This is a genomic window from Leptospira fletcheri (genome assembly GCF_004769195.1).
GTDB classification, from domain to species: Bacteria; Spirochaetota; Leptospiria; order Leptospirales; family Leptospiraceae; genus Leptospira_B; species Leptospira_B fletcheri.
Genome location: NZ_RQET01000004.1, coordinates 13,045 through 34,775, shown reverse-complemented (window position 1 = coordinate 34,775; position 21,731 = coordinate 13,045). Strand labels below are relative to the sequence as shown.

The window sequence follows — 21,731 nt, the reverse complement described above, 5'->3', positions numbered from 1 at the left end:
GGAAAGAATTTATCGCGACGCGAAAAATAGAAATTTAGAATTCTTTTTTCGGGGTCTGGCGGACTTTTGAAGGAAAAGATTTTTGGTCCGAACTAATAAATCCGGCGGATTGCCTGTGCAATTCTCTGGATATTATCCTTGGTCAGGTTGGGATAAATCGGAACGCAATGGCCTCTTTGGTAAAGTCGTTCTCCGTTCGGAAAATCCGCGTTTCCCAATTCTAAAATGTGATGGATGGGTTCGTCGGCGGTGCGTCTCGTTCCGATTTGCAGAGAGCGGAAATATCTCTCCGCTTGGTCGTAGTTTCCGGGCGCTAAGATTACGAATCGATTGAATGTATCCGTGGTCGGATCGTTGTAATGTGTGGAAACCTGAGAACCTTGTATGGATTGTAGATACACCTGAGCGATTTTCCTTTTTCGCTCCAGGATGACCCCCAAATTGGACAATTGTTCGATTCCGAGAGCGGCTTGGTAATCGATCATATCGTAATCCAATCTCGGTTGTCCGTCTTTTCTCGGATAGGGATCTTGTCCGTTTTTTCTTGCCCTGATTTTTTTTGCCAAGGAATCGTCTTCGGTGCAGACCAAGGCTCCATTCCCTGTCGTGATCAGGTATTCCACGGACAGGCCGCAAATAGAGAGCTTTCCTTGTTTTCCGGGAGTGAAGGTTTCCGTTCTCGCTCCGACCGCTTCGGAAAAATCCTCGATCGTGGGAATTCCACGGAAATCGTATTGGGAAAAATCCACTAGAGATCCGAAAGTGTGATCGAGTATGATCGCTTTTACGCTCGGGTCTTCCAGGGAAGCAGTCAATCCGGATCGATTGAGGTGGAAGGAATGCCGGTCGAGGTCCAAAACGGAAGGTTTTGCTTGGAGTAGAAAAATCGCATCCAGAGCGGCCAAAGGGGCGAAGGTGGACAGGACCACTTTATCTCCGGGCTGGATCTCTAGAGAGAGTAAGGCCAGATGGTATGCGGCAGTCAGGCTATTGGTGGAAATTACGTTTTTCGTACGGAAAGTGGACGAAAAGGCTTTCTCAAAGCGGGAAGTGATAGATCCGGTGGAAAGGTGGTCTTCGACGAGAGCCTCTAGTACCGTTTTTAAATCCTCTCTGGAGAGGGTGGGCTTGCTGTACTCGATCTCGGTTTTCTTTCGGCCGGTTTTTTCTATTACTTCTGTTTCCGCGCTCATTGAACGTCTCAGGTTCCAGTCTCTATATTATGTCGCATTGTAATGCATGTACATTGCTCGTAAAGATTTTTTTCAAATCTACCCGAGAGAACGAATCTTTCTCTAACTCCAAAAATCCGAGAGTAGAGAAAGATTGTCTAGACTTTTTACCTTAAGAAATCGAGACGGTGATTCGTCTAGGACTTTTCTCCGAAGAGTTTGTTTCTGATTCCGATCCAAATTTCCGGCAGGTACGCCCCCACGATGATTAGTCCTAATCCGGTATAAGTCCATTTGTTAAAGTAGGATTCTCCTGCGAATCGAAGGGTGGCGACGTTGATGATCGTGGTCCACCAACCTAATAGGATCAGCGCCAATCCTGCAAGATTCGGGATGATATAACTGAAAATTTTCACCATGATACGGTTCCAGGCCCGAGATTTCTTTTGAGGGCATCCGGAGTTTTTCCCGGCTTTCGGGTACTTCAAGCGGTTTTTTCTCCTGCGGGCGAATCTTAAGAATCCGAGATTTCCTGGTTGCCTCCGTCCTACCGATTCCCGATTCTCTGCTTGTGTCCATGGAACAACAGGAAGAATTCGAGTCCGATCCCGAACTGGGAATCGAGCCGAGGGAAATGAATCCGACGGAATCCCGTCTTCTCACACTGCTCTTTAATTTCTTTCAGTTTCCGGAAGGACTGACCCTTTCCGGATTAAAGGACATTATGGGAGAATTCTATGATAACGAGAACAAGGACTCGGATCGAAGAAAACTTTCCCGAGACATCCAGGAATTGGAATCCTTAGGTTTTCGAATTCGGTACTATCCTCAAAAGCACGACAAAGATTTTGTTTATGTTTTGGAAACCGATCCTTGGGCAAAATCTCTGCGATTCGATCCGAATGAGCTGAGAGAAATCTCCGCTGTCCTCTTGGAAGCGTATTCCGAGTCTCCCAGATACGAACTCTATACGGCGGCGCAGAAGATATTCGCGGGAGAATTGGGTTTTTTTCCGGAATTGAAAGAAGAGCCTCGGGAGATTTCCGACGAATCCGGACAGATCGCTTTTTCCGTTTTGGAGGCGCTAAAAAACCGAAGCCCTCTCCGGCTGAAATATTTTAAGACCTTTCCCGAGGATTCGTATTTTATAGAAGTCGATCCTGTCCGTTTGCTCAGAAGAGGAGGAGAGGATTATTATCTTTTGGCCTACGATCGCTCCGAAAAGATCAAGAAAAGGTTGATCCTAACCAAGATTTTGGAAGCGGAAATCCTGGAAGGCGACTTCATTTATCAAAAGAGGGGAGCTAAGGCCGAGACCTGGGAAGACCAGATCGTCCACGCGGCCCTCTTTCCCGTACACGAACCCAGGAAGGTCTCTTTGCTTTGCAAGAGTGAAGCCTTGGTAAAAGCCAAACAGTTCTTGTCCGGAATTCCTCTGACTCAGGAAGGAAATATGATCCGCTTCGAATGCACCAATCTGGAAGGATTGCTTCCTTTTTTATGGAAAGAAGGTAGTGCTCTGGAAAAGATAGAACCGGAAGAATTAAAGAAGAGGCTTAAGGATTCCCTTTCGTTTCTCGCGGAAAGTTACGGTTCCGATTTTTCTTAAGAAAAAAGCCTACCACTCTCCGGTATTCTGCATGCTTTTCCAAGGTTCGGCAGGCGCCAGCGACTTTCCTTTTTGCAACAATTCCACCGAGATCGAATCGGGAGAGCGAACAAAAGCCATTCTTCCGTCGCGAGGCGGTCTGTTGATCGTAATCCCTTTGGATACCAGACGTTCACACGTTTCGTAAATGTTTTCCACTTCGAAGGCAAGGTGTCCGAAGTTTCTGCCCGATGTGTATCTGTCCTTTTGTTCCCAGTTATAAGTTAGTTCGATCTCGGGTGCGTTAGACGATCCATCAGAGAGAAATACCAGGGTAAATTTTCCTTCCGGATGTTCGCTCTGTCTCGTTTGGACCAAGCCGAGTTTGTCGCAAAAGAAATCCAATGCGGAATCTAGATCAAAGACTCGAATCATAGCGTGCAAATAGCGCATAAATATCCTGTTTTAAAAACGATGATTTTGGACTAGTCTTCCGGCTTTTCTCGAGTTGAAAAGCGATCCATTGAAAAAATCCCATTTTGGGAAATTCCGCAAAAAAGGGGATTTTCGGCCCTTTTTTGCATATCCAACAGGCATATTGCTTAAAAATTGTGCCTAAAAAATAGGCATTTTTTGATTTTCGAATTTCTATTTTTCTTGAAAAACTCGATCTTCTATACGAAAATTGTATTAGAAACGTGCATGTCTCGTTTTCGATATGGAAAGTCGCCTGTTTTATTTGCGGATCGCATGATTTACGGCATGCGTTGAAGGTTTTTTATAAAATTATACAAATCTAATACATGATAATATGAAGTGCTTTTCTCTGCCTCTTCGCTTAACGATGGATTTTCTTTTTTTTATCCTTTTTTAATTTTTTTATTCCAATTGAAAACATGTATCAGTCTTATGGATATAAGCGATAACGAGAATTAAAAATATAAATAACTCATTGAGAGGTTTCAAGTCCATGAAAGTTAACAAAACGATTTCTCTTCTTCTAATCGCTGGTTTCTTAGCTAGTTCTTCCGTATTTGCAGTTTCGCAAGATACTGAAGATCGTTTGCTTGAGCAAGCCCTAGTTTCTGCAGCAGTCACCAAGGAACAAAAAGTTGCCGTTGGGACCTACTTAAAAGCTCTTGCTCAACAAAAGATGGAGCGTGTGGAAGAGTTGAGAGCTCTTGCAAGACGTTCTACTGGTGGTAAATTTCTGGCTAGCAATGCTCAATCGGAAAAATTTCTGAAACAAGCCGCTGCTTTGGAAAGAGAAGCTCAGAGAACTCAAGAATTTTTGAACAACCTTTAACAGTCTTAAATTCTTCGAAGTCCACTTCGATAGAGGGCGCTTTCGGGCGCCTTTTTTTATTTATAAAGCAAGCGGGAACGGTAGGACTGAATCATTTAGCAGTAGATTGGTCCTAGGAAAGGGTCTTATCTTCCCAAAAAGCTGCCACTAAAAAAAGATTGTCTCCTCCTTCTTCGGGTTTAGCTTAGCGAACCGTGTCCCCTTTTTTAGACTCGGGTCGCTTTCGGACTCTTTCCTTCTTCCTTCTGGTTTTGTCTCCCTTATTGTTTCTGTTTTTATTGAAACCGGTGGAGCAGTTATATTCGGATCACTTGGCTAAATTCGTTTTGGGGGAATCCATCTCTAGAAGCGGTTTTGTGTCCGGCGAGCTGGAGTTGCCTTCCTCGAAATTGGATCCGGAATCGGAATTTTGCCCGACCGAATGCATTCGCATCAGAGGCAAGATCGTAAGTCCCTTTCCGGTGGCCTTAGGTTTCGTGTATGCACTGATTTTACCCTGGGGCGGAATCACCGGGGTTTATGTAGTGAATGCGATTCTTGTTTCCACTACGATTTTTATTCTTTCCATGCTATGGAGAAGGAATCTTCTTTTTCTATTCATACTGGTCTTCGGCTCCCCGTTCGTGGTAAACGGTTATTTTTTTCCGGATGTGGGGCTTGCTTGCTTGCTATTTTTCTCAGGCGTCGCCCTCGTTCTAAAAAATCGAACTCGAGGAAGCTCTTTACCGTTTTTGTTTGCGGGATTCTTATCGGCTTCTTCCGGATGGTTTCGAATCGAATCCATCGGATTCTGCCTTTCCTTTACGGCATTTCTAATTTTCGATGCCGTGCGAGGATCCAGAGATCGGATTTCCGTTTTAGGATTTTCTATCGGGATTTTGCTCGGTCTTTCGTTTTTGATCGGGATGCAAACCTTCTTCTACGGACTCCCTCTCGGCCCTAGATTTTCTTTTAATCAACCGACGATGTTCCTTTCTCCTTTGGCAAAGCTGGAAATTTATCGTGGGCTTCTTTTTTTCAGTTTTAATCGGTTGGGCTTTTTTGCCTACATGCCTTTGTTCTTCTTTTTATTTTGGTTTTCCCTGTATTTTCTCTTTTCCTCTCGAGGTTTTTTGCGCTCTCAAGAGGAAGCGGTCGATTCGACGAAAGGCGGGAATCTTTTGATCCAGTCCGGAATTGCGGGTTTTATCGGCCTTGTGGCGGCGGCTCCGAACGATGGGATTATTGATTTCGGCACTAGATACTTGCATTTGACGATTCCTTGTTTTGCCGGATTTGTTCTTACCTTCCTGGACAAGTTAAAATCCAAGCCTAGGTGGGAAAAGGCGGGAAAGATTCTCGTTTTTTGTTGTATTCTTTTTTCCTCATATATTACCGTGAAGTACACTTCCATACTTGCGAAATACGGCAAACGCACAACAGTCCTGCATAAGATTTACACCGAGCAGAAACCGGACCTGATTGCGGTTCAGATCCGTACGTATTCCCAGATCTTGGGGGAGAATTTTTTCGAAGTTCCTTGCGTGACTCTTTTTGACGGAACATCTTTGGATAAGTTTTTCCTGAGGAACGACCCCGGGAAATTCGATAAGATTTTGTTCGTCCAAGCCAAGGTATTGATGGACCCTGCGACTCTTTCGGAGGCTCCTTTCGTGAAGAACCCCTACTTCAATTCCGTAGTTTCCCGTTTGGGAAATGATTTCGAGCCGTCTCTAGTAGGGAATCTGCCGGACGTCATCATCTTTTCTATGCAAAGAAAAAGGATCCGGCAGTAGGAAAGGTCATCAAGCCATGCTCTGGAACGTATGTTTTAGACCGGAACGATAATCCGGATATTCGGGTTTCCAGCCTAGGCCTTTTAATTTGGTATTGGAACTGCGGGCCGACCTGGTCGCAGCGCGAACCGGATCCTTCCCTCTCAGTAGGTTTGCCAGAAAGATCGGAGCGTGCCCTATTTTACGTTTTCCTAAATAGCTTCCCGCTTCGTTGAAAAAGTCCTCCATCAAAACCGGAGTGTCGTCAGCGATATGATAGATTTCCCCCGCTTTGCCGGAATGAAGCGCTTTGACAAAGGCTGCCGCGACGTCGTCCACATGTACCACGTCCCAATAGTTTTTGCCCGATCCGGGGATTCGAAACAATCCGATCTTCATATCTTTTATCAAATCCGCGAACCATCCTCCGGGTCCGTAGATATGAGAGGGTCTGAGGATCACTGCGGGAAAGGATTCAGTTTGGTAGGCCTTTAAGAGCATCGCTTCCGAGGCCTGTTTGGTTTTGCCGTATTCCGTTTCGACATTCAGCGGTTTTTCCTCCGAAAGCAGTTCTCCTCCCGCTTCTCCTACGACTACCGTGCTCGCAAAAAGGAAGCGCTTTAAGCCGAGACCTTTCGCAGCCTCGTAGAGGTTTTTGGTTCCTTCATGATTGACCTGCCACAATAATTTCGTATTTCTCTGTGTTGCGATTTCGGCGGCTAAATGGAGAATCGCGTTCGGAGAGAGTTCCTCCAGGGATTTTTTCAGAACCACAGGTTCTCCTAAATCGCCATAAACGACTTTGATCCCCATCTTCTCGATATTCTTTGCGGATTTTTGATTTCTTGCGAGAGCATAGATTTCATTTCCGCCCTCCTTTTTGAGTAGGTATACGATCCTTTGGCCTAAAAATCCGGTCGCGCCGGTGATCAATATTTTCATTTTGCGTTCTCTCATTTCTTTCCGAATTCTGGAAAGATCAGATTCCATTCTATATCCTACGGAATCTTTCCACTTGAACGAACCTGTCTCAATCAAAAAATTCGATTCGAATCGCTTTCTTACCGTATTCCTCCTCATCGTTTTTCCGATTGAAACGTAGGATTTTTTTCGAGAGTCTGACTTTCGGATGAATCCTACGACGAGGAAATTACAGACAAAATTGGCGTTGATCGGTCTTTTGCGGGAAAATCGTCGGATGACTTTGGAGGATCTTTCCAAATATTCCGGTGTAAAGGAAATCTCGGATCTGAAAAAGGAATTGGGAAAACTCTACATGGTCGGTTCCTATCCTTATACTCCGGACCAGCTCGTGGAAATCGATTATGACGGAGAGACCATCGGAATTCGGTTGCCGAATCGGATGCAGGAAGGCTTGACCATGAGTGTCCGCGAATGGTCAGGAATTCGTAGCTTGTTATTGGAAGAGGAACAGAAAGAAGTCGATCCGGAACGCAGACAAATCCTTCTTTCCTCTTTGCGGAAGATCCATACCGTCCTACCTTCCTCGGGAATTTTGGATTCGGGAGAATTGAAATCGCAATTAACGGAAGCGATCGAAAGACAAAAATCCGTTCTTTTGGAGTACCAAGCTCAGGGTGAAACTTCTCCCGTAAAACGGAAGGTGGATCCTTGGGGGCTATTGAGTTATAAGGAAGAGTATCTGATCGGATTTTGTCATACTCGCAATGCACCTAGGTCTTTTCGCTTGGATTCGATTTTGACCTTCGAAAGGACGGAAGAAAAATCGATTCAGGTTCCCGACCAGGAAAGGAAAAAGGCGATCTCTAGGTTGAAGCAATTTCTGAGATCCTCGGGAAAGGAAGGTGCGGTCGCCGAGATTTTCCATACTGCGGAAGTTTATTTCAACCTTCACCGTCGTTTCGGTTTGGAAAGAACGAAAGAGTCCGTCCGGATTCGGGGAACGGTGTTTTATCTTTCTCGAACGAATATCCGAAATGAAGACTGGTTTTTATCCACGTTAAAAGGGTTCGGGAACAGCGTGATTCTAAAAAGCCCGACGAGTTTGAAGCAAAGATTGCAGGCGTATTGGAAGGAGCAACTCGGTGAAATAGAAACCTGAGTTCGAAGATGAATCGATAGTGATTGACATGGATTTTTATTTCTTCAAACAAGAATTACATTGTTATCCCCCGCAAAGATAAATCTCGGATTGGAAATTCCGTTTAAGAGAATCGACGGTTACCATGAGATTCGGAGCGTCTTTCTTCGGATCGATTGGGGAGACGATATTCGAATCGAGCCTTTGGATCCAGGTAGATTCGAGTTGGTTTCGGAAAACGAAATCATTTTGGAAAAGCGTCGGCTCTACGACGAGGTCTCCGAAAAAGGGGACCAAACAAAAAACATCCTATTTAAAACCTTTCAGAAAATCCGTTCCAGATACAGAGAACTCCCCGGAGTGCGGATCCATCTGAGCAAAAGAATTCCACCTGCCGCCGGATTGGGAGGCGGATCCAGTAATGCAGCGTCTCTTTTGTCGTTTTTTTTCGGGCTGACTTCCGAGTTTAGTTCCGACGGATTGAACGACCTGGCGGCCGCAGTGGGCGCCGACGTTCCTTTTTTCTTAAGCGAGGGGCATGCTTTGGTTTCAGGAAAAGGGGAGATCCTCCAAGAGATAGAAATTCATTCCGGACAGGGAGTTCTTGCCTTAACGCCCCAGGTTCTATCCACAGCTGAAATGTACGCCGGACTCAAAAAACCTTTACAAGCCGACCTGCCCTCGAAAAACTGGACTTCTCTAGCCAAAGACGTCGGATTTGCTCTAAAAGAGGGGAATTGGGCGGATTTGGAGGGAAAGCTCGTAAACGACTTCGAGCCGTTAGCCTTCCAAACCTTTCCGGAACTCGGGAGATTGAAGGAGCGCTTTTTGGCAAACGGAGCCAGCTACTCTTCCTTGACCGGTTCCGGATCTTGCATCTACGGATTGGTTCAAGGATTGGAGATTCGGGACGAACTGCTTGCGAAAATGCGGGCGGAATTTCCTGATCTTACGTTTGTTAGCTTTAATTATTAAAGATAGAAACTGGGCCGTCGCCAAGTGGTAAGGCAGCGGTTTTTGGTACCGCCATTTCCTAGGTTCGAATCCTAGCGGCCCAGCCACTGTTCTAATTTCACCGGATTACGAATGAATATCTCAAAGGAAGCTGTTGCCGTGGTTCTCGCTGCCGGCAAGGGAACCCGCATGAAAACCGACCAACCCAAGGTCGCGGTTTCCTTGAACGGTAAACCTCTCTTGAATCATGTACTCGACCACTTGCGGGAAGCGGGGGTCGCAGATATCGTCGTAGTCGTAGGTTATAAAAAAGAAGACGTTCAAGCTCTTTGTAACGGAATTGAGGGAATCAAATTCGCGGAGCAAAAAGAGCAACTCGGGACCGCCCACGCGGTATTGAGTGCGGAATCCGCAGTAAATGGGCATAGAGGTCCGATTTTGGTCGCTTGCGGAGACGTTCCGATGATTTCGGGAGAAACGTTCCGCGCATTGGTCCAAACCCACGTTGAAAACGGTTTTGCGGCCACCCTACTATCTGCAAAGGTGGACCAACCCAAGGGATACGGTCGTATCGTAAGAAACGGTTCCGGAGAAGTCGTCGCGATCGTGGAAGAGAAGGACGCTACGGACGAGCAGAGGAAAATAGAGGAAATCAATACCGGGACGTACGTTTTCAGTTCCGATTCCCTATTCGAATCCCTCAAAAAAATCGGAAATAGCAATGCGCAGGGAGAATACTATCTCCCGGATCTAGTGGCTTTATACAAAAAGGAAGGCAAGAAGTTGGGCGCGGTAGTGCTGAAAGATAGCGGCGAAAGTCAGGGGGTCAACTCACCTCAGGACCTGGAGGCTCTGGCGGAAATCCTAAACGGAGGAGCTCGAGCATAATGAACGAAATAGCGGTCTTTTCCGGCTCCTCCAACCGTTCGATAGCGGAAGAAATTTGTAGCGAACTCAAAATCGCTCCAGGTAAAATCAATCTTCGAAAATTTTCCGACGGTGAGATTGCGGTCAAAATCGAGGAGAACGTGCGTGGAAGGGACATATTCCTGATCCAGTCCACTTCCGCTCCTGCAAACGACCATTTGATGGAACTTCTTCTCATCATGGACGCTCTAAGAAGAGCCTCCGCAAACAGTATTTCCGTAGTGATGCCATACTACGGATACGGCCGCCAGGATAGAAAGGTGGAGCCTAGGGTTCCGATTTCTGCCAGAGTGGTTGCCGATCTGATCGAGGTGATGGGGCCGACCCGAATGATTACCATGGATCTGCACGCGGATCAAATCCAGGGATTCTTCAAAGTTCCCGTGGATAACCTCCATTTCAACCCGGTATTGGTGGAGTATTTTAGGAACAAGAATATCGAGGATTTGGTGATCGTGTCCCCGGATTCCGGCGGAGCGGAGCGCGCAAGGTCCTTCGGCAAAAAGGTGAATGCTACGTTAGCGATCATTGATAAGCGAAGACCTAAGGCCAACGTCTCCGAAGTAATGCATGTGATCGGGGAAATCGAGGGCAAAAACTGTATTCTTTTGGATGATATGATCGATACGGCCGGAACGATCTGTAAAGCCGCGGATGCTCTCCTGAAAAACGGAGCAAAGAGCGTATATTGCGCCGCGAGTCACGGAGTTCTTTCGGGGGAGGCAGTGGACAGATTGAATTCCACTCCTTTCGTAGAAGTCGTATTGTCCAATTCCATCGAAATTCCGGAATCCAAAAAGATTTCGAAATTAAAGACTCTTTCGGTCGCTCCGCTTTTTTCGGCGGCGATCCAGAGAATATCGACCAACCAATCGGTCAGCGATCTATTTATTTAGGAAACAAGGGTAGGAACCATGAGCCACAAAATCACCGTTAAAAAAAGAACGGAAACAGGCAAGAACGTCAATAATCGTCTTCGTGCGACCGGAATGGTGCCCATAAACATCATTGGGAGCGGAAAGGCTTCTTCCGGTTCGGTAAACGAAAAAGAGCTGGATAAGTTGGTGCATTCCGGCATCCGTCAATCCACTCTGATCGATCTGGAGATCGAAGGAGAAGGAACCCACAAGGTCTACGTCAAGGAGATCCAAAGGTTTCCGGAACTGGATCGGATTCGTCATGTCGACTTCTATAAGGTCGAGCCGGGCAAGAAGATCGTCACTAAGATCGGAGTTCGTACGGAAGGAACCGCAAAGGGCTCCAAGATGGGCGGACAATTCGACCATTTGATCCACGAGATCCGCGTAAAGACTATCCCCGAGGACCTGCTGGAAAGCCTTGTCGTGGACGTATCCGACTTGGACGTGGGCCAATCCATTAAGGTGAGCGAGCTGAAGGTTCCCGCTAGCTGGGAAATCTTAGTGAACGGAGATCCCATCGTTGCCGCAGTTCTGAAAACCAAGGCGCTTTTGGCTCAAGAACGTGCCGACGCTAAGGAAGCTGCCGGAGACGCTAAGGGCAAAGGCGGCGCTAAGAAGGGCGGAAAATAATTAGGAACTTGCTCGGGTCTAAGAATTCGGAAAACGGTAATCTATGAAGCTAATCGTCGGACTGGGAAATCCCGGGGACAAATATAATAATAACCGAGCGAATATCGGCTTCAAGATTCTCGACGTTATTGCGAATAACATCAACGTCGAGATCAAGACGAAGAAAAAAAAGTCCCTGATCGGAAGAGGGGACTTCGAGGGAGAAGAAGTCGTACTTCTGAAACCTCAGACTTTCAGCGATCTGTCCGGAGAATCCGTTCTTTACATAGCGTCCTTTTTAAAAATCCAAGTCCAGGATATCCTGGTCATCCACGAGGATTGGACCCTACCCTTGGGTAAGATCGTGGTAGATAAGGGCGTTAACGACACGGAGAACGCAGGAGTCAAATCCATTGTGCAGTCTTTGCGTTCTCCGAACTTTATCAGAATCCGTATCGGTATCGGAAACGATGTCTTTGACGGTTCCGGGCTGGAAATTTTTTTGAAAGAGGATTTTCAACCTTTGGAAAACCTGAGTCTGATTCAGATCATCAACGACGCCGAAGCTGCGATTCGATCGATTAGTCTTGGAGACATCGAAGACGTCATAGAAAAATACAGATTTTAAAGACGGCGGGGATTTGTTCGGGTTCGTTTTTTCCCACCTTCTTCTCTGTAGGATTCCATTTTTTCTCCCCGTATTCTCCTTTACTTTTCGGGAAAAAACCGGATTCTGAATTGCGGGAACTTTTTCTTCGAAAGCGGTTTCCAAGCTATATCTATCCGAAACGGATTTCCTGACTTTTGACAGATTTTTCGGAGTCTAAGAAGGAACATGGCGACTGAAAGTCGCGGGGGTTTAAGAGGAATATGAATAACAATAATAAAGGCCTCAGATTACTGATTCTATTCATCGTGGGGATAGTAATCGTCGCTTATTACGGACCCCAGATCAAAAATTACGTGGACCGGAGTCCTAAATCGATTCCGTTTTCCCAATTCATGAATATGCTGGAACCGGACGGTTCCAAACCCATAGGTAAGCTCGTTAAGAACGCAAAGATTCCGGGCTGCGAAAAACTGATCATGGAAAGGGATGTGGTGGAAGGTTGCTATGAACCTTCGGATTCGGCTTCCAAAGAACCCGTCCGTTTCCGTACTACGATCGCTCCCGTAGATAAGGAATTACTCACTTCTCTCCGTCGCTCCAACATGGATTTCGAGTTTGTTTCGGCCGAGGACGGTCGCGGTTTCGGAATGCTGAGTTCCTTTTTGTTGTTGGGGATCGTCGCCATATTCGTATTTTATTTTTTCATTATGCGTCAGGTCCAGTCTACGGGCAATAAGGCGTTTTCTTTCGGAAAATCCAAGGCTAAGATGACCGTGGATCCCAAGGTCAAGGTAAGTTTTGCGGACGTGGCAGGCTGTGAAGAAGCAAAAACCGAGCTGGTAGAAATCATCGAATTTTTGAAAGATCCGAAAAAATTCCAGGCGATGGGTGCGAGAATTCCCACCGGAGTTCTATTGATCGGACCTCCAGGTACCGGAAAGACCTTGCTTGCAAGAGCGGTGGCCGGTGAAGCGGGAGTTCCCTTTTTCAGCATCTCCGGTTCCGATTTCGTAGAAATGTTCGTAGGAGTGGGAGCTTCCAGGGTGAGAGATCTCTTCGACCAAGGAAAGAAGAATTCCCCCTGTATCATCTTCATCGACGAGATAGACGCGGTCGGTAGGCTCAGAGGAGCCGGATGGGGCGGCGGTCATGATGAAAGGGAGCAGACCCTGAACCAGATGCTTGTGGAAATGGACGGCTTTGAAAAGAACGAAGGAGTAATCGTCATGGCCGCTACGAACCGGGCGGACGTATTGGATCCTGCATTGCTGAGACCGGGACGTTTCGATCGTCAAGTAATGGTTGATCTTCCGGATCTGAACGGTCGGGAACAGATCCTAAAAGTACATTCCAGAAAAGTACCTTTGACCAGCGATATTTCCTTGAATTCTATCGCGAGAGGAACCCCGGGGTTTACCGGTGCGGATCTTTCCAACCTGATTAACGAAGCCGCTCTATTGGCTGCCCGCAAGAATAAGAAAAGAGTCACCCAAGACGAGCTGGAAGAAGCGCGGGATAAGGTGATGATGGGGCCGGAAAGACGTTCCTTCTTTATTTCGGAAAAGGAAAAAGAAGTCATCGCGTATCACGAAGCCGGTCATGCGATTTTAGGGACCTTGCTCGCTTATTCGGAACCGGTACATAAGGTCACGATTATTCCGAGGGGCAGGGCTCTGGGGTTAACCCAATCACTTCCGACGGAAGACAAGCATATCCATACCAAAGCGTATTGGTTGGATCAGATCGTGGTTTGTATGGGCGGCTTTATCGCCGAGGAAAACAAGTTTAAGATGACTTCCACAGGTTCCAGCAATGATATACAGCAGGCGACTAATATCGCACGTCGTATGGTTTGCGATTGGGGAATGTCCGAAAAACTCGGAACCATCAATTACGGTAGCGGCCACGAAAGTCCGTTTTTGGGTAGGGACATGGGCCAGGGAAATAAGGCCTATAGCGAGGAATTCGCCGCAATGATCGATAAGGAAATTCGGGATATCGTACAGACCTGCCTGAACAAAGGCAGGGAACTCGTGCGCAAGAATTCCACCAAGTTCGAAAATCTGGCTAAGGCGCTTTTGGCGAAAGAAACTGTGACCCACGAGGAATTGATGGCGATCGTTCACCCGGCCAACGAAGAACCGAAGAAAAAGGCGGAAAAAACGACCAAGAAAGAAAAGACGGCAGGGATTCCCGCAAAACCCGCATATTCTACTGGCGTAGAATGAATTATTGGTTGTTTAAGACAGAACCGGACGCTTTTTCCATAGACGATTTGAAGGGTTCTCCTAAAAAAATCGCTCCTTGGGAAGGGGTTCGGAACTACCAGGCAAGAAATTATCTCAGGGATCAGGTGAAAAAAAAAGACCTGGTCCTTTTTTATCATAGCAGTTGCAAACCGACTGCAGTGGTCGGTCTGGCGGAAGTCGTAAAGGACGGTTATCCCGATCATTTCGCTTTCGACCCCAAACACAAATACCATGATCCAAAAAGCAAGCCGGAATCCCCCGCTTGGTACATGGTCGATTTGAAATTTAAAGAAAAATTTTCTCGCCCAATTTCGCTAGAGGAATTAAAATCCCACGGGAAACTGAAGGGCATGGTTCTCCTGCAAAAAGGGGGGCGGCTTTCGATCCAGCCGGTCAGTCCAGAACACTTTTTCTATATATGTAATTTAGCCGGGGCCAAGACAGTCTCCGGTTGAGGGGGATTCTTGGTCGATTTCTTCCGGAAAATCCGGAGTACGGCTTTTATTTGCTTTCTGCTTTTGGGGTTTAGCGCTCTAAACGCGGACGAGGTCAGGGTTCTATCCTTCCCCCTTTCCGGCATGATGAAGGGCGTTCCGTTGAATCAATTCATGTCGATCGCCGCCTTTGCGCCGAATTCCCCCCAAGCGGCAGAAAAAGATCCGAATCGACTTTTGTCGGAGGATTCCGTACGGAAGCCTATGGAGAAGGATAGTCTCTCCTTTAGTTTTACGGATGAAGTGTTTTGGTTGAAACTCAGGATTTCTTCCGGAGAAGACCAGGATTGGTTTTTGGTTTTGAACAATCCCGGAATGGAAGAGTTCGCGATATATCGAAAGGAGAATTCCGGCGAAAAAGATTCTTGGAAAGAGATAGATTCGAACAAACGAATCTCTTATGTACACGCGGCGTACCGGATGCACGCTCCTGCGAATTCTTCGGAAGAATTCCTGATTCGAGCGGCAAGTAGAAGGTCCGTCGTTTTTAATTTCCAAGCTTGGTCGCCGAAGGAATTCGCTTCGCATATCCAGTCGGAAAATCTTTTCCTTGGGGTCTTCTTCGGCGCGATCGGAATCATGCTGATTTACAACGGATTCCTGGCATTCGTGGTGAAGGATTCCAGCTATTTCTTTTACGTCTTTTATCTTTTGTTCTACGCATTATGGCAGTTTGCGGTCTCCGGTGTCGGAGCTCGGTATTTGGTACAGACCTCGCCGATTGCTTGGAACGATTATCTGGTCGGATTCGCTTTTCTTTCGGTGGCTTTTTCCCTTTTATTCACCCGCTCTTTTTTACACATGGAACGGGAAACAGGTTGGAAGGATCGGGTTTTTCTAATTCTCGCTGCGTTCGCAGTTTTAGGATTTTTCGTCTCCTTGATTCCTTCGGCTTACGAACTCATGATGAAAGCCGTTTCCTGGTATCCTTTTCTCGCCGCCGGCTTGGTAGTATATTCCGGTTTTTTAAGGTTGAGGAGAGGTTATAAACCCGCGAGGTATTTTTTACTCGCGTGGTCCGTGCTGATCGTTTCCGTTCTCGTTACCGCATTGCGAAATCTTTCCTGGATTCCCGATTCTTTTTTGGTTCATTGGTCGGCGCAGTTCGGTTCCGTGATCGAAATGACTCTTCTCTCTTTTGCACTCGCTCATCGGATCAAAACGCTAGAGAAGGATTCTTTACAGGCAAGGTTGGAAAATTATGAAAGCCAACTGAAATTGACGGAGATCGAACAGGAACTTAAGATCGCCAGAGAATTGCAGGAGTCCATTCTTCCGGATCACCTTCCAAAAATGCCGAATCTGCAATTGTCCGTCCGGAACGAATTCGCCAGTTCGGTAGGAGGAGATTTCTACGATTTTCATTACGTAGGTCCGAACAAACTCGGAATCTTTCTTTCCGACGTTTCCGGGCACGGAATTCCGGCCGCGATCATCGCTTCCATGGTCAAGTTGGCGTTTTCCATCGAAGCTAGAAATCACGAGGATCCGGCCGAAGTATTAAGGAATATCAATCGTTCTTTGAGCGGAAAATACGGAAAACATTATATCACTGCAGCGTACCTTTTAGTGGACGGTACGTCGGGGAAAGTGACTTATTCCAACGCGGGACATCCTCCGTTAGTTGCAATTGCGAGAAGTTCGGGAACAGCAAAAGAGATTTTCTTGCCGGGTTGGATCATGGGTATGGATCCTAGCTTAAAGAACTCCGTCGCCGAATTCCAGCTCGAACCGGGAGATCGTTTGATCATTTATACCGACGGAATCACCGAAGCGAGAAATCAAAAAGGGGAAATCTTCGGCTTCCAAAGATTTTATAAATTATTGGGAGAAAATATCGGACTGTCGGGAGAATCGATGGCCGAGGTTTTATTCAAGACAGTGCGCGAATTTACCGGAAACCGGAAGCATTTCGAGGACGATCTCACTTTGATCGTTCTGGATTTTCAACCGGCTTCCGAGAAGAAAAGTTTGTCGGAAATTACTTCGACCCTTTCAAGAAACTGATCAGCTCGTTCGGAACCTGTATCGGTCTCTTGCGGTAATTCTTCTTGTATTCTTTCTTGAATTCTTTGTGACAACTTTTGCAGGAACCTTCCAGGTCTCCGCTGGCCAAGGCAGAGTCCGTGATCTCTTTCCATTTTCCTTTTTGCTCGTCCAAAGCAAAGTTCGGGACCTCTTTCAGAATTCTTTCCAACGCGGCTTTGTCGCCTTTCTTGGCTTTTTTGGAAGCTGGTTTCGTATAATCTTCCATAAAATCGTGCAAAGTGGTCTCCGTCGTTCCGCTTTGTGCGGACAAGGAAACAAGGCTCCAAGCAAGAAGCGCAATTGCGACGAATAGGCATGTATAGAAACGATTTTGGTTCATTCTGACCTCGGTCTATGCGGTTTTGGTTACCTTGATTCGTTTCGAAGGTGTTGAAAAGTAATTTCCCGTATCGGAATAGGAATCGCGGACTTAATCCAGCAATCGATTCCATTCTTGATCGTAATAGCGGACCAGTACCTGATTGTCCAATCTATTCGGTTCCACAGAGACTCTCGACATGTCCACAGGGAACTCGGAAAGGGAGTCGAGTTCTATTTCGTTCAAAAATCTAAGTCCAGGAGGTAGATCCGGCCTATACTCGGGGAGCTTTCTCGTTCCGGCTAGGACGAAACCCCACTCTCCGAAGGAGGGGACGTACACGTGAAGGGGTCTAGTCTCGAAGCCGGATTCTTGTAAGGTTTTTTCCACACACCAAAAGGACATCCTCGCGAATAAAGGGGAAGTGGATTGTATTTCCACGATCGAAAGAGGATTCAGACGACGCTTTAGGCTTTTGTAAAATGCGGTCGTATACAATTTTCCGATCGAGAAATTGCTCGGATCCGGAAAATCGATCAGAACCACATCGAACGTTTCGTCGGCTTTTTCCAGCCAAAGGAAGGCGTCCGCATTCTCGATCCGAACCTTCGGATTTCTGAGACTGGATCCGTTGATTTGGGTCAGAAGGGATTGCTCCGAAAAGAGCCTCGTCATTTCAGGATCCAAGTCCACCAAGGTTACGCGCTGGACCGAAGGATATTTTAGAATTTCCCTTACCGCCAAGCCGTCCCCTCCGCCGAGAACGAGTATGTTTCTGGGATTCGGATGCGATAATAAAGCCGGATGTGCAAGAGTTTCGTGATATCTATATTCGTCCCTAGAACTGAATTGCAAATGTCCGTTTAAAAAGAGTCTCAGTTCGCTTTTGTAACGGGTCACGGTGATTCTCTGGAATTTTGTCTGCTTGGTGTATACGATCTCGTCTGTATAAAGATTTTCCTCGCTATAAGCGGTGATTGCGTCGGCAAACGTTAATCCGAGAGCGAGAAGAGTGAGCACGATCGCGGCCTTCGTCCGAAGATTCCTCTTCTCTTTTTCCTGCAAAGGCAACATCCAGGTTCCCCAGAGAGCGGTTCCCGCATTCAGGATTCCGAAGAGAAATGAGGTTCGGACCATTCCTAATTTCGGTGCAAAAAAGACGGGAAAGGTCAGAGATGCCAAAAGGGCTCCGGCATAATCCAAACTGAGGACCTTGGAGACCAGATCCCGGAAACCTAATTTTCTTCTGAGTATTCTTAGGAGAAGGGGGATCTCCATTCCGACCAAAATCCCCACGATTACTACAAGGCTGAACAAAGGGATTTGGAAGATCCTCGTGCGTCCGAAACTGAGAAAGAGTAAAGCGGCGCTCGATCCGCCTAATAATCCTAAGGCGAGTTCCACTTCCAGAAATTTAGGAACCAAGTCCTTTAACAAATATCTGGAAAACCAACTTCCGATCCCCATGGAAAACAGATACACACCTATCACTAAGGAAAACTGGGTTACCGTTTCCCCCAAGAGGTAGCTGGCGACTGTCCCCGCTAGTAATTCGTATACGAGTCCACAGGAAGAAAGAATCAGCACGGAAACTAAAAGTGCCCGCTGCAGATTATTTTCCTCCGGTATATGTGGAGTACCAGTTATAATGAGATCGATAGATTCCCGGGTTCTGTCTTACCGTTTTGGGAACTTTCGTGACTTCTTCGAATTCGCTGGTGATTCCACCCACCCGGTACTGCGAATAAAAACCGAACGCCATGGCCGTCGCGAAGAAAGGATAAATCAGTCCTTTTAAAAGATCCAACATAACGCTAAGTTCTCCTGCTATCGAAATAATAACTTTTAAAGAAAGTGTAGATCAAGGGAAGCCATAAGAGAATTCCGAATAGGAAAAAGGGAGCCGGGCTCATCACGTCCCTGAGGACCTGCACATTGTATTTTGCCCCTGCGCCGGGACGGAAATCGGATTGGGTTTCCAGCCTAAGATAATAATGTCCCGGCGGGATTTCGGCCATATCTTTCGAACCGCTTTTGGACCCTTCCGACCAGGATTCTCCGTCGTCGACTCCGTGGTAATAGCTGGTTTCGATGGCGGTATCGTAAGCAATATCCGTATCCGCATTTATAAGGGCTACGGAGAAATACATGTACTTGTTATCAAGATTCGGAGAGTCTATCTTAATCTCCACGTTATCCGTCGCTTCGCCTTTGATTTCGAAGATATCGGTCACGAAAGAATTATCGTGAAAATTAAAGGTTCCTATGTCGGTTCCGGACGGGGAAGTCTGCACATACGCAAAGTTACCTTGGTAGACCACCTCTTCCTTGGCTTTTATACATCCGTACATTTCAACAAAAAAGAATATTGCGGTAAGAACCACTGCGATCCGAAAATTCCGTTTCAATCGGATCTTATATGGATTCGGTTCGCAAGCTCCTATGTCCTCGGGTTTTTGTAATTTGGAGGCGACTTCCAGCGGAAGAGCCCCTTTCATCGTTTGGAACGGGACAAAAGTTCCCTTGGACCAGAAAATCTCCCTTTCGGTCCTTTCGGAGGAAAGCATATTGGGCGGCGAGACGTAGTCCTCGATCTCCGCTTTTTCTCCGGACTTGACTTTCCAGTAGAATTCTCCCAGGGCTAGGTCGGTGTTCGATTCCGATTTGGCATACCAGTCGTATTTTTCTTTTCCATAGATTCGCTTGAGTCCGGAGGCCCATTTTGGAACGCCTAATAGAGGTTCGAAGTAGGTCCAATTATTTCCGTTTTCGTTGAGCCAGGCGTACCCTCCAGGATAGTGTAAAAGATAGTCCGTCCATCGGAAAGTTTCGCCGTCCTCTTCCGAGGATTTTTTCAGAATACCGAGCACTTGTGATTCCGGGCGCCCGGGCAACTTGACCTGAGTTCCGAGCGGAAGATAAATTCCTTCTTTGGATACTTCTTCGAACTTCGCGATCACCTTTAGATCCTGTTGTTCCGTGTCCATTACGGTTCCGCAATATTCACAGGCGATAGACTTGGAAAAATCCGGTCTCAATTGGTTCAAGGAGGCGCCGCAACCGACGCATTGTATGGAGCGGGCTTGCACAAGTCCGGCTCCGAACGCTACCGCGTTCTCCTTCAGATTTCGTAATTGCAGTTCCTGAAATGTGGCGGCGTGGCCTACGAATAGAAGAGGAGGCTCATCGGAATAATCTATGGTGCCGAAGTTGTCCTCGCCATCGGCGATATCCAAGAGAACTGCTCTGTAGCCGGTTTCGAAATTGAGAGGTAATTCTCCTTCCCCTCCTACGCATTCCGCAACGCTGATTTCTTTCAAGGTCCAGTCTCGACCCAGAGTGAATGTGTCACCCGGAGAAAGTCTGTCTTTTTTTCCGTGACCCGCTTCGTAGATTTTCGGGTATTCGGATGTCGGTTCGGGAACACGCGGAAATTGATCGGCCGGGAGGCTCGTGTCGAGACGAGTATAAAAATAAATTCCTTGCGCTTCCCCTAACCAGGCAGTGCTGCCGTCCTCTTCGGAAACATACCATTCATTCCAGTATCCTAGGTCGAATTTTAATTGGATCCTTCCTAGCACTTTGAAATTCTTTTTTCGGAACGTTCCTTCAGTCCCGATTCGGATCACTGTATTGTCGTCGGCGAGTTCCCCCGACTCTCCGATTTTTTCCAGTTGGACGTCTTTTTTCAACGAAAGGGTGCGGCAATTCGGGCAGACCGCATATACTGAGGCCTTATTGATAAAGGGGACGGGGGCTCCGCAATTGGGGCAACTTAGTTCCGACACAAAGGAAGGGAATATCCCCGCGGAGACGCGCTGTCAATCCTGGTTTTGGTTTCGATAAAGAAATTTCTTTCGGAATCTAGGGGGTTAGGCTCCTTTTGGCCTGGCGGCGTTTTCGGTCCAACCCGGGATCAATGTCGCCGAAGGATTTCTCCAATTCGTCAAGAGCAGGGTTTTCCCACGTGGATTCGTATTGGTTTTCCGCGTTAAAGATCATAAAATTATTATCGAAATGAATTCTGGCATACTGATCCGCCTTCGTAAACATGGCCCGGTTGATTTCGTTGTAAATTTCTTCGAATTCGAAGGATTGTAGATCCGGCTGGAAGTCGGAAAGAAATTTAAGGGAAAGTAATACCGAGTATTTTCGGGATTGCTTCAGTAGCTTCAGTGATTCGTACAGATATTGGGTCTTGATTCCTGGTAAGTACGGTCGCGTATTTTCCGCGATGGTTTTTTTCGCGATTGCCGCGCCTAGCTCTCTATATCCCATTTCCAAGTGGTGTCTTGCTTCGGCGTCCGAGGTTCGGAGAGCATACTTCGATAGGATATCCAATTCCTGGCGCACTCTGAGCCTGAAATTTTCCACGGTTCCAGAATACAATCGGACGAGGAGTCGTTGCGTCTGTCTCATTTCGTCATAGGAATGAGGTAGATCGAATTGAAGATACAGGGTGAACGTCTCTATGTGGTGTTGGATACAGCGTTTGTAAAAGGCTTTCTCCTCCTGAGTTCCGTAGTTCGAAATCGAGCTATTGATCGCTTTTAGGTGAAATTCGTTTTCCTTCAGGCCGTGCTCTATCCTAAGCAGTGCGGTGGCACGGTTGCTGTCTAAATCCGCGTGAATTTCCTTTTCCGGTAGGAGGAAGAGAAGCGGAAGTAGCACTAGGATCGTCTTGAATTTTCCGGTAAGCATTCCATCCATACATTGATTTTCGGATCGACCCTAGTGCC

The 21,731-nt window shown here is 46.9% G+C and carries 21 protein-coding genes and 1 tRNA gene; 13 read left to right on the top strand and 9 right to left on the bottom strand.

Going from position 1 to position 21,731, the window contains the following annotated elements:
• Positions 1-92 precede the first annotated feature (92 nt).
• Together EHO60_RS03490 and EHO60_RS03485 are read right to left on the bottom strand one after the other, a co-directional pair.
• Positions 93-1,193, bottom strand: a complete 1,101-nt coding sequence (locus EHO60_RS03490) for a DegT/DnrJ/EryC1/StrS family aminotransferase (protein ID WP_135766796.1) — start codon at positions 1,191-1,193, stop codon at positions 93-95.
• A gap of 176 nt (positions 1,194-1,369) precedes the next feature.
• Positions 1,370-1,591 carry a hypothetical protein gene (locus EHO60_RS03485; RefSeq protein WP_135766795.1) on the bottom strand — a complete coding sequence of 74 codons (222 nt, stop codon included), beginning with the start codon at positions 1,589-1,591 and terminating at the stop codon, positions 1,370-1,372.
• A gap of 158 nt (positions 1,592-1,749) precedes the next feature.
• On the opposite strand from EHO60_RS03485, the gene EHO60_RS03480 reads away from it, so the two are divergent.
• Entirely contained in the window at positions 1,750-2,781 is a 1,032-nt protein-coding gene (locus tag EHO60_RS03480; RefSeq protein ID WP_135766794.1) for a helix-turn-helix transcriptional regulator, read from the top strand.
• 9 nt (positions 2,782-2,790) lie between these two features.
• On the opposite strand, the gene EHO60_RS03475 is transcribed toward EHO60_RS03480, so the two are convergent.
• Complete coding sequence (locus tag EHO60_RS03475; RefSeq protein WP_135766793.1) at positions 2,791-3,213, bottom strand: VOC family protein; 423 nt, start codon at positions 3,211-3,213, stop codon at positions 2,791-2,793.
• A 517-nt stretch (positions 3,214-3,730) separates the two neighbouring features.
• On the opposite strand from EHO60_RS03475, the gene EHO60_RS03470 reads away from it, so the two are divergent.
• Together EHO60_RS03470 and EHO60_RS03465 are read left to right on the top strand one after the other, a co-directional pair.
• On the top strand, positions 3,731-4,066 hold the full coding sequence (locus EHO60_RS03470) for an LIC10421/LIC12816 family protein (protein WP_135766792.1): 336 nt from the start codon (positions 3,731-3,733) through the stop codon (positions 4,064-4,066).
• A gap of 194 nt (positions 4,067-4,260) precedes the next feature.
• Positions 4,261-5,841, top strand: coding sequence for an LA_3751/LA_3752 family putative glycosyltransferase (locus tag EHO60_RS03465; RefSeq protein ID WP_135766791.1), 1,581 nt, complete (start codon positions 4,261-4,263; stop codon positions 5,839-5,841).
• Positions 5,842-5,850: 9 nt separating this feature from the next.
• Here EHO60_RS03465 and EHO60_RS03460 read toward each other — a convergent pair whose 3' ends face one another.
• Positions 5,851-6,777 (bottom strand): NAD-dependent epimerase/dehydratase family protein, encoded by a 927-nt coding sequence (locus EHO60_RS03460; RefSeq protein ID WP_246028118.1) that lies wholly within the window; start codon positions 6,775-6,777, stop codon positions 5,851-5,853.
• 172 nt (positions 6,778-6,949) lie between these two features.
• Here EHO60_RS03460 and EHO60_RS03455 point away from each other — a divergent pair, with 172 nt between their 5' ends.
• From EHO60_RS03455 to EHO60_RS03410, 10 genes are all read left to right on the top strand, one after another.
• Positions 6,950-7,903, top strand: a complete 954-nt coding sequence (locus EHO60_RS03455; RefSeq protein ID WP_135766790.1) for a helix-turn-helix transcriptional regulator — start codon at positions 6,950-6,952, stop codon at positions 7,901-7,903.
• Positions 7,904-7,963: 60 nt separating this feature from the next.
• Positions 7,964-8,857, top strand: coding sequence for a 4-(cytidine 5'-diphospho)-2-C-methyl-D-erythritol kinase (locus EHO60_RS03450; protein ID WP_135766789.1), 894 nt, complete (start codon positions 7,964-7,966; stop codon positions 8,855-8,857).
• 10 nt (positions 8,858-8,867) lie between these two features.
• Positions 8,868-8,943 (top strand) — tRNA-Gln (locus tag EHO60_RS03445).
• Positions 8,944-8,968: 25 nt separating this feature from the next.
• Positions 8,969-9,724, top strand: coding sequence for a sugar phosphate nucleotidyltransferase (locus EHO60_RS03440; protein WP_135766788.1), 756 nt, complete (start codon positions 8,969-8,971; stop codon positions 9,722-9,724).
• Positions 9,724-10,659, top strand: a complete 936-nt coding sequence (locus EHO60_RS03435; RefSeq protein WP_135766787.1) for a ribose-phosphate diphosphokinase — start codon at positions 9,724-9,726, stop codon at positions 10,657-10,659. Before EHO60_RS03440 ends, EHO60_RS03435 begins: the two co-directional genes overlap by 1 nt.
• Before the next feature lie 18 nt (positions 10,660-10,677).
• Positions 10,678-11,313, top strand: coding sequence for a 50S ribosomal protein L25/general stress protein Ctc (locus EHO60_RS03430; protein ID WP_135766786.1), 636 nt, complete (start codon positions 10,678-10,680; stop codon positions 11,311-11,313).
• 43 nt (positions 11,314-11,356) lie between these two features.
• Complete coding sequence (gene pth / locus EHO60_RS03425; RefSeq protein WP_135766785.1) at positions 11,357-11,920, top strand: aminoacyl-tRNA hydrolase; 564 nt, start codon at positions 11,357-11,359, stop codon at positions 11,918-11,920.
• A gap of 242 nt (positions 11,921-12,162) precedes the next feature.
• A complete protein-coding gene (ftsH, locus tag EHO60_RS03420; protein WP_135766784.1) occupies positions 12,163-14,130 on the top strand; it encodes an ATP-dependent zinc metalloprotease FtsH in 1,968 nt (655 codons plus the stop codon).
• On the top strand, positions 14,127-14,606 hold the full coding sequence (locus tag EHO60_RS03415) for an EVE domain-containing protein (RefSeq protein WP_135766783.1): 480 nt from the start codon (positions 14,127-14,129) through the stop codon (positions 14,604-14,606). The genes ftsH and EHO60_RS03415 overlap by 4 nt, the downstream gene beginning before the upstream one ends.
• Positions 14,607-14,615: 9 nt before the next feature.
• Positions 14,616-16,652, top strand: a complete 2,037-nt coding sequence (locus tag EHO60_RS03410; RefSeq protein ID WP_135766782.1) for a PP2C family protein-serine/threonine phosphatase — start codon at positions 14,616-14,618, stop codon at positions 16,650-16,652.
• Here EHO60_RS03410 and EHO60_RS03405 read toward each other — a convergent pair.
• From EHO60_RS03405 to EHO60_RS03385, 5 genes are all read right to left on the bottom strand, one after another.
• A complete protein-coding gene (locus EHO60_RS03405) occupies positions 16,627-17,013 on the bottom strand; it encodes a hypothetical protein (protein WP_135766781.1) in 387 nt (128 codons plus the stop codon). The genes EHO60_RS03410 and EHO60_RS03405 overlap by 26 nt on opposite strands.
• Before the next feature lie 90 nt (positions 17,014-17,103).
• A complete protein-coding gene (locus EHO60_RS03400; protein ID WP_135766780.1) occupies positions 17,104-18,603 on the bottom strand; it encodes a polyamine aminopropyltransferase in 1,500 nt (499 codons plus the stop codon).
• A 1-nt stretch (position 18,604) separates the two neighbouring features.
• Complete coding sequence (locus EHO60_RS03395; RefSeq protein WP_135766779.1) at positions 18,605-18,802, bottom strand: hypothetical protein; 198 nt, start codon at positions 18,800-18,802, stop codon at positions 18,605-18,607.
• A 4-nt stretch (positions 18,803-18,806) separates the two neighbouring features.
• On the bottom strand, positions 18,807-20,780 hold the full coding sequence (locus tag EHO60_RS03390; protein WP_135766778.1) for a DUF4178 domain-containing protein: 1,974 nt from the start codon (positions 20,778-20,780) through the stop codon (positions 18,807-18,809).
• A 76-nt stretch (positions 20,781-20,856) separates the two neighbouring features.
• Entirely contained in the window at positions 20,857-21,702 is an 846-nt protein-coding gene (locus EHO60_RS03385; RefSeq protein WP_135766777.1) for an adhesin OmpL37 family surface protein, read from the bottom strand.
• Between the last annotated feature and the right edge of the window lie 29 nt (positions 21,703-21,731).

What these genes read in the sequence shown, in the direction of transcription:
- EHO60_RS03385 (WP_135766777.1), bottom strand. Translation starts at nt 21,702, where the DNA reads ATGGATGGAATGCTTACCGGAAAATTCAAGACGATCCTAGTGCTACTT.
- EHO60_RS03490 (WP_135766796.1), bottom strand. Translation starts at nt 1,193, where the DNA reads ATGAGCGCGGAAACAGAAGTAATAGAAAAAACCGGCCGAAAGAAAACC.
- EHO60_RS03485 (WP_135766795.1), bottom strand. Translation starts at nt 1,591, where the DNA reads ATGGTGAAAATTTTCAGTTATATCATCCCGAATCTTGCAGGATTGGCG.
- EHO60_RS03475 (WP_135766793.1), bottom strand. Translation starts at nt 3,213, where the DNA reads ATGCGCTATTTGCACGCTATGATTCGAGTCTTTGATCTAGATTCCGCA.
- EHO60_RS03480 (WP_135766794.1), top strand. Translation starts at nt 1,750, where the DNA reads ATGGAACAACAGGAAGAATTCGAGTCCGATCCCGAACTGGGAATCGAG.
- EHO60_RS03460 (WP_246028118.1), bottom strand. Translation starts at nt 6,777, where the DNA reads ATGAGAGAACGCAAAATGAAAATATTGATCACCGGCGCGACCGGATTT.
- ftsH (WP_135766784.1), top strand. Translation starts at nt 12,163, where the DNA reads ATGAATAACAATAATAAAGGCCTCAGATTACTGATTCTATTCATCGTG.
- EHO60_RS03415 (WP_135766783.1), top strand. Translation starts at nt 14,127, where the DNA reads ATGAATTATTGGTTGTTTAAGACAGAACCGGACGCTTTTTCCATAGAC.
- EHO60_RS03430 (WP_135766786.1), top strand. Translation starts at nt 10,678, where the DNA reads ATGAGCCACAAAATCACCGTTAAAAAAAGAACGGAAACAGGCAAGAAC.
- pth (WP_135766785.1), top strand. Translation starts at nt 11,357, where the DNA reads ATGAAGCTAATCGTCGGACTGGGAAATCCCGGGGACAAATATAATAAT.
- EHO60_RS03440 (WP_135766788.1), top strand. Translation starts at nt 8,969, where the DNA reads ATGAATATCTCAAAGGAAGCTGTTGCCGTGGTTCTCGCTGCCGGCAAG.
- EHO60_RS03455 (WP_135766790.1), top strand. Translation starts at nt 6,950, where the DNA reads ATGAATCCTACGACGAGGAAATTACAGACAAAATTGGCGTTGATCGGT.
- EHO60_RS03470 (WP_135766792.1), top strand. Translation starts at nt 3,731, where the DNA reads ATGAAAGTTAACAAAACGATTTCTCTTCTTCTAATCGCTGGTTTCTTA.
- EHO60_RS03405 (WP_135766781.1), bottom strand. Translation starts at nt 17,013, where the DNA reads ATGAACCAAAATCGTTTCTATACATGCCTATTCGTCGCAATTGCGCTT.
- EHO60_RS03435 (WP_135766787.1), top strand. Translation starts at nt 9,724, where the DNA reads ATGAACGAAATAGCGGTCTTTTCCGGCTCCTCCAACCGTTCGATAGCG.
- EHO60_RS03395 (WP_135766779.1), bottom strand. Translation starts at nt 18,802, where the DNA reads ATGTTGGATCTTTTAAAAGGACTGATTTATCCTTTCTTCGCGACGGCC.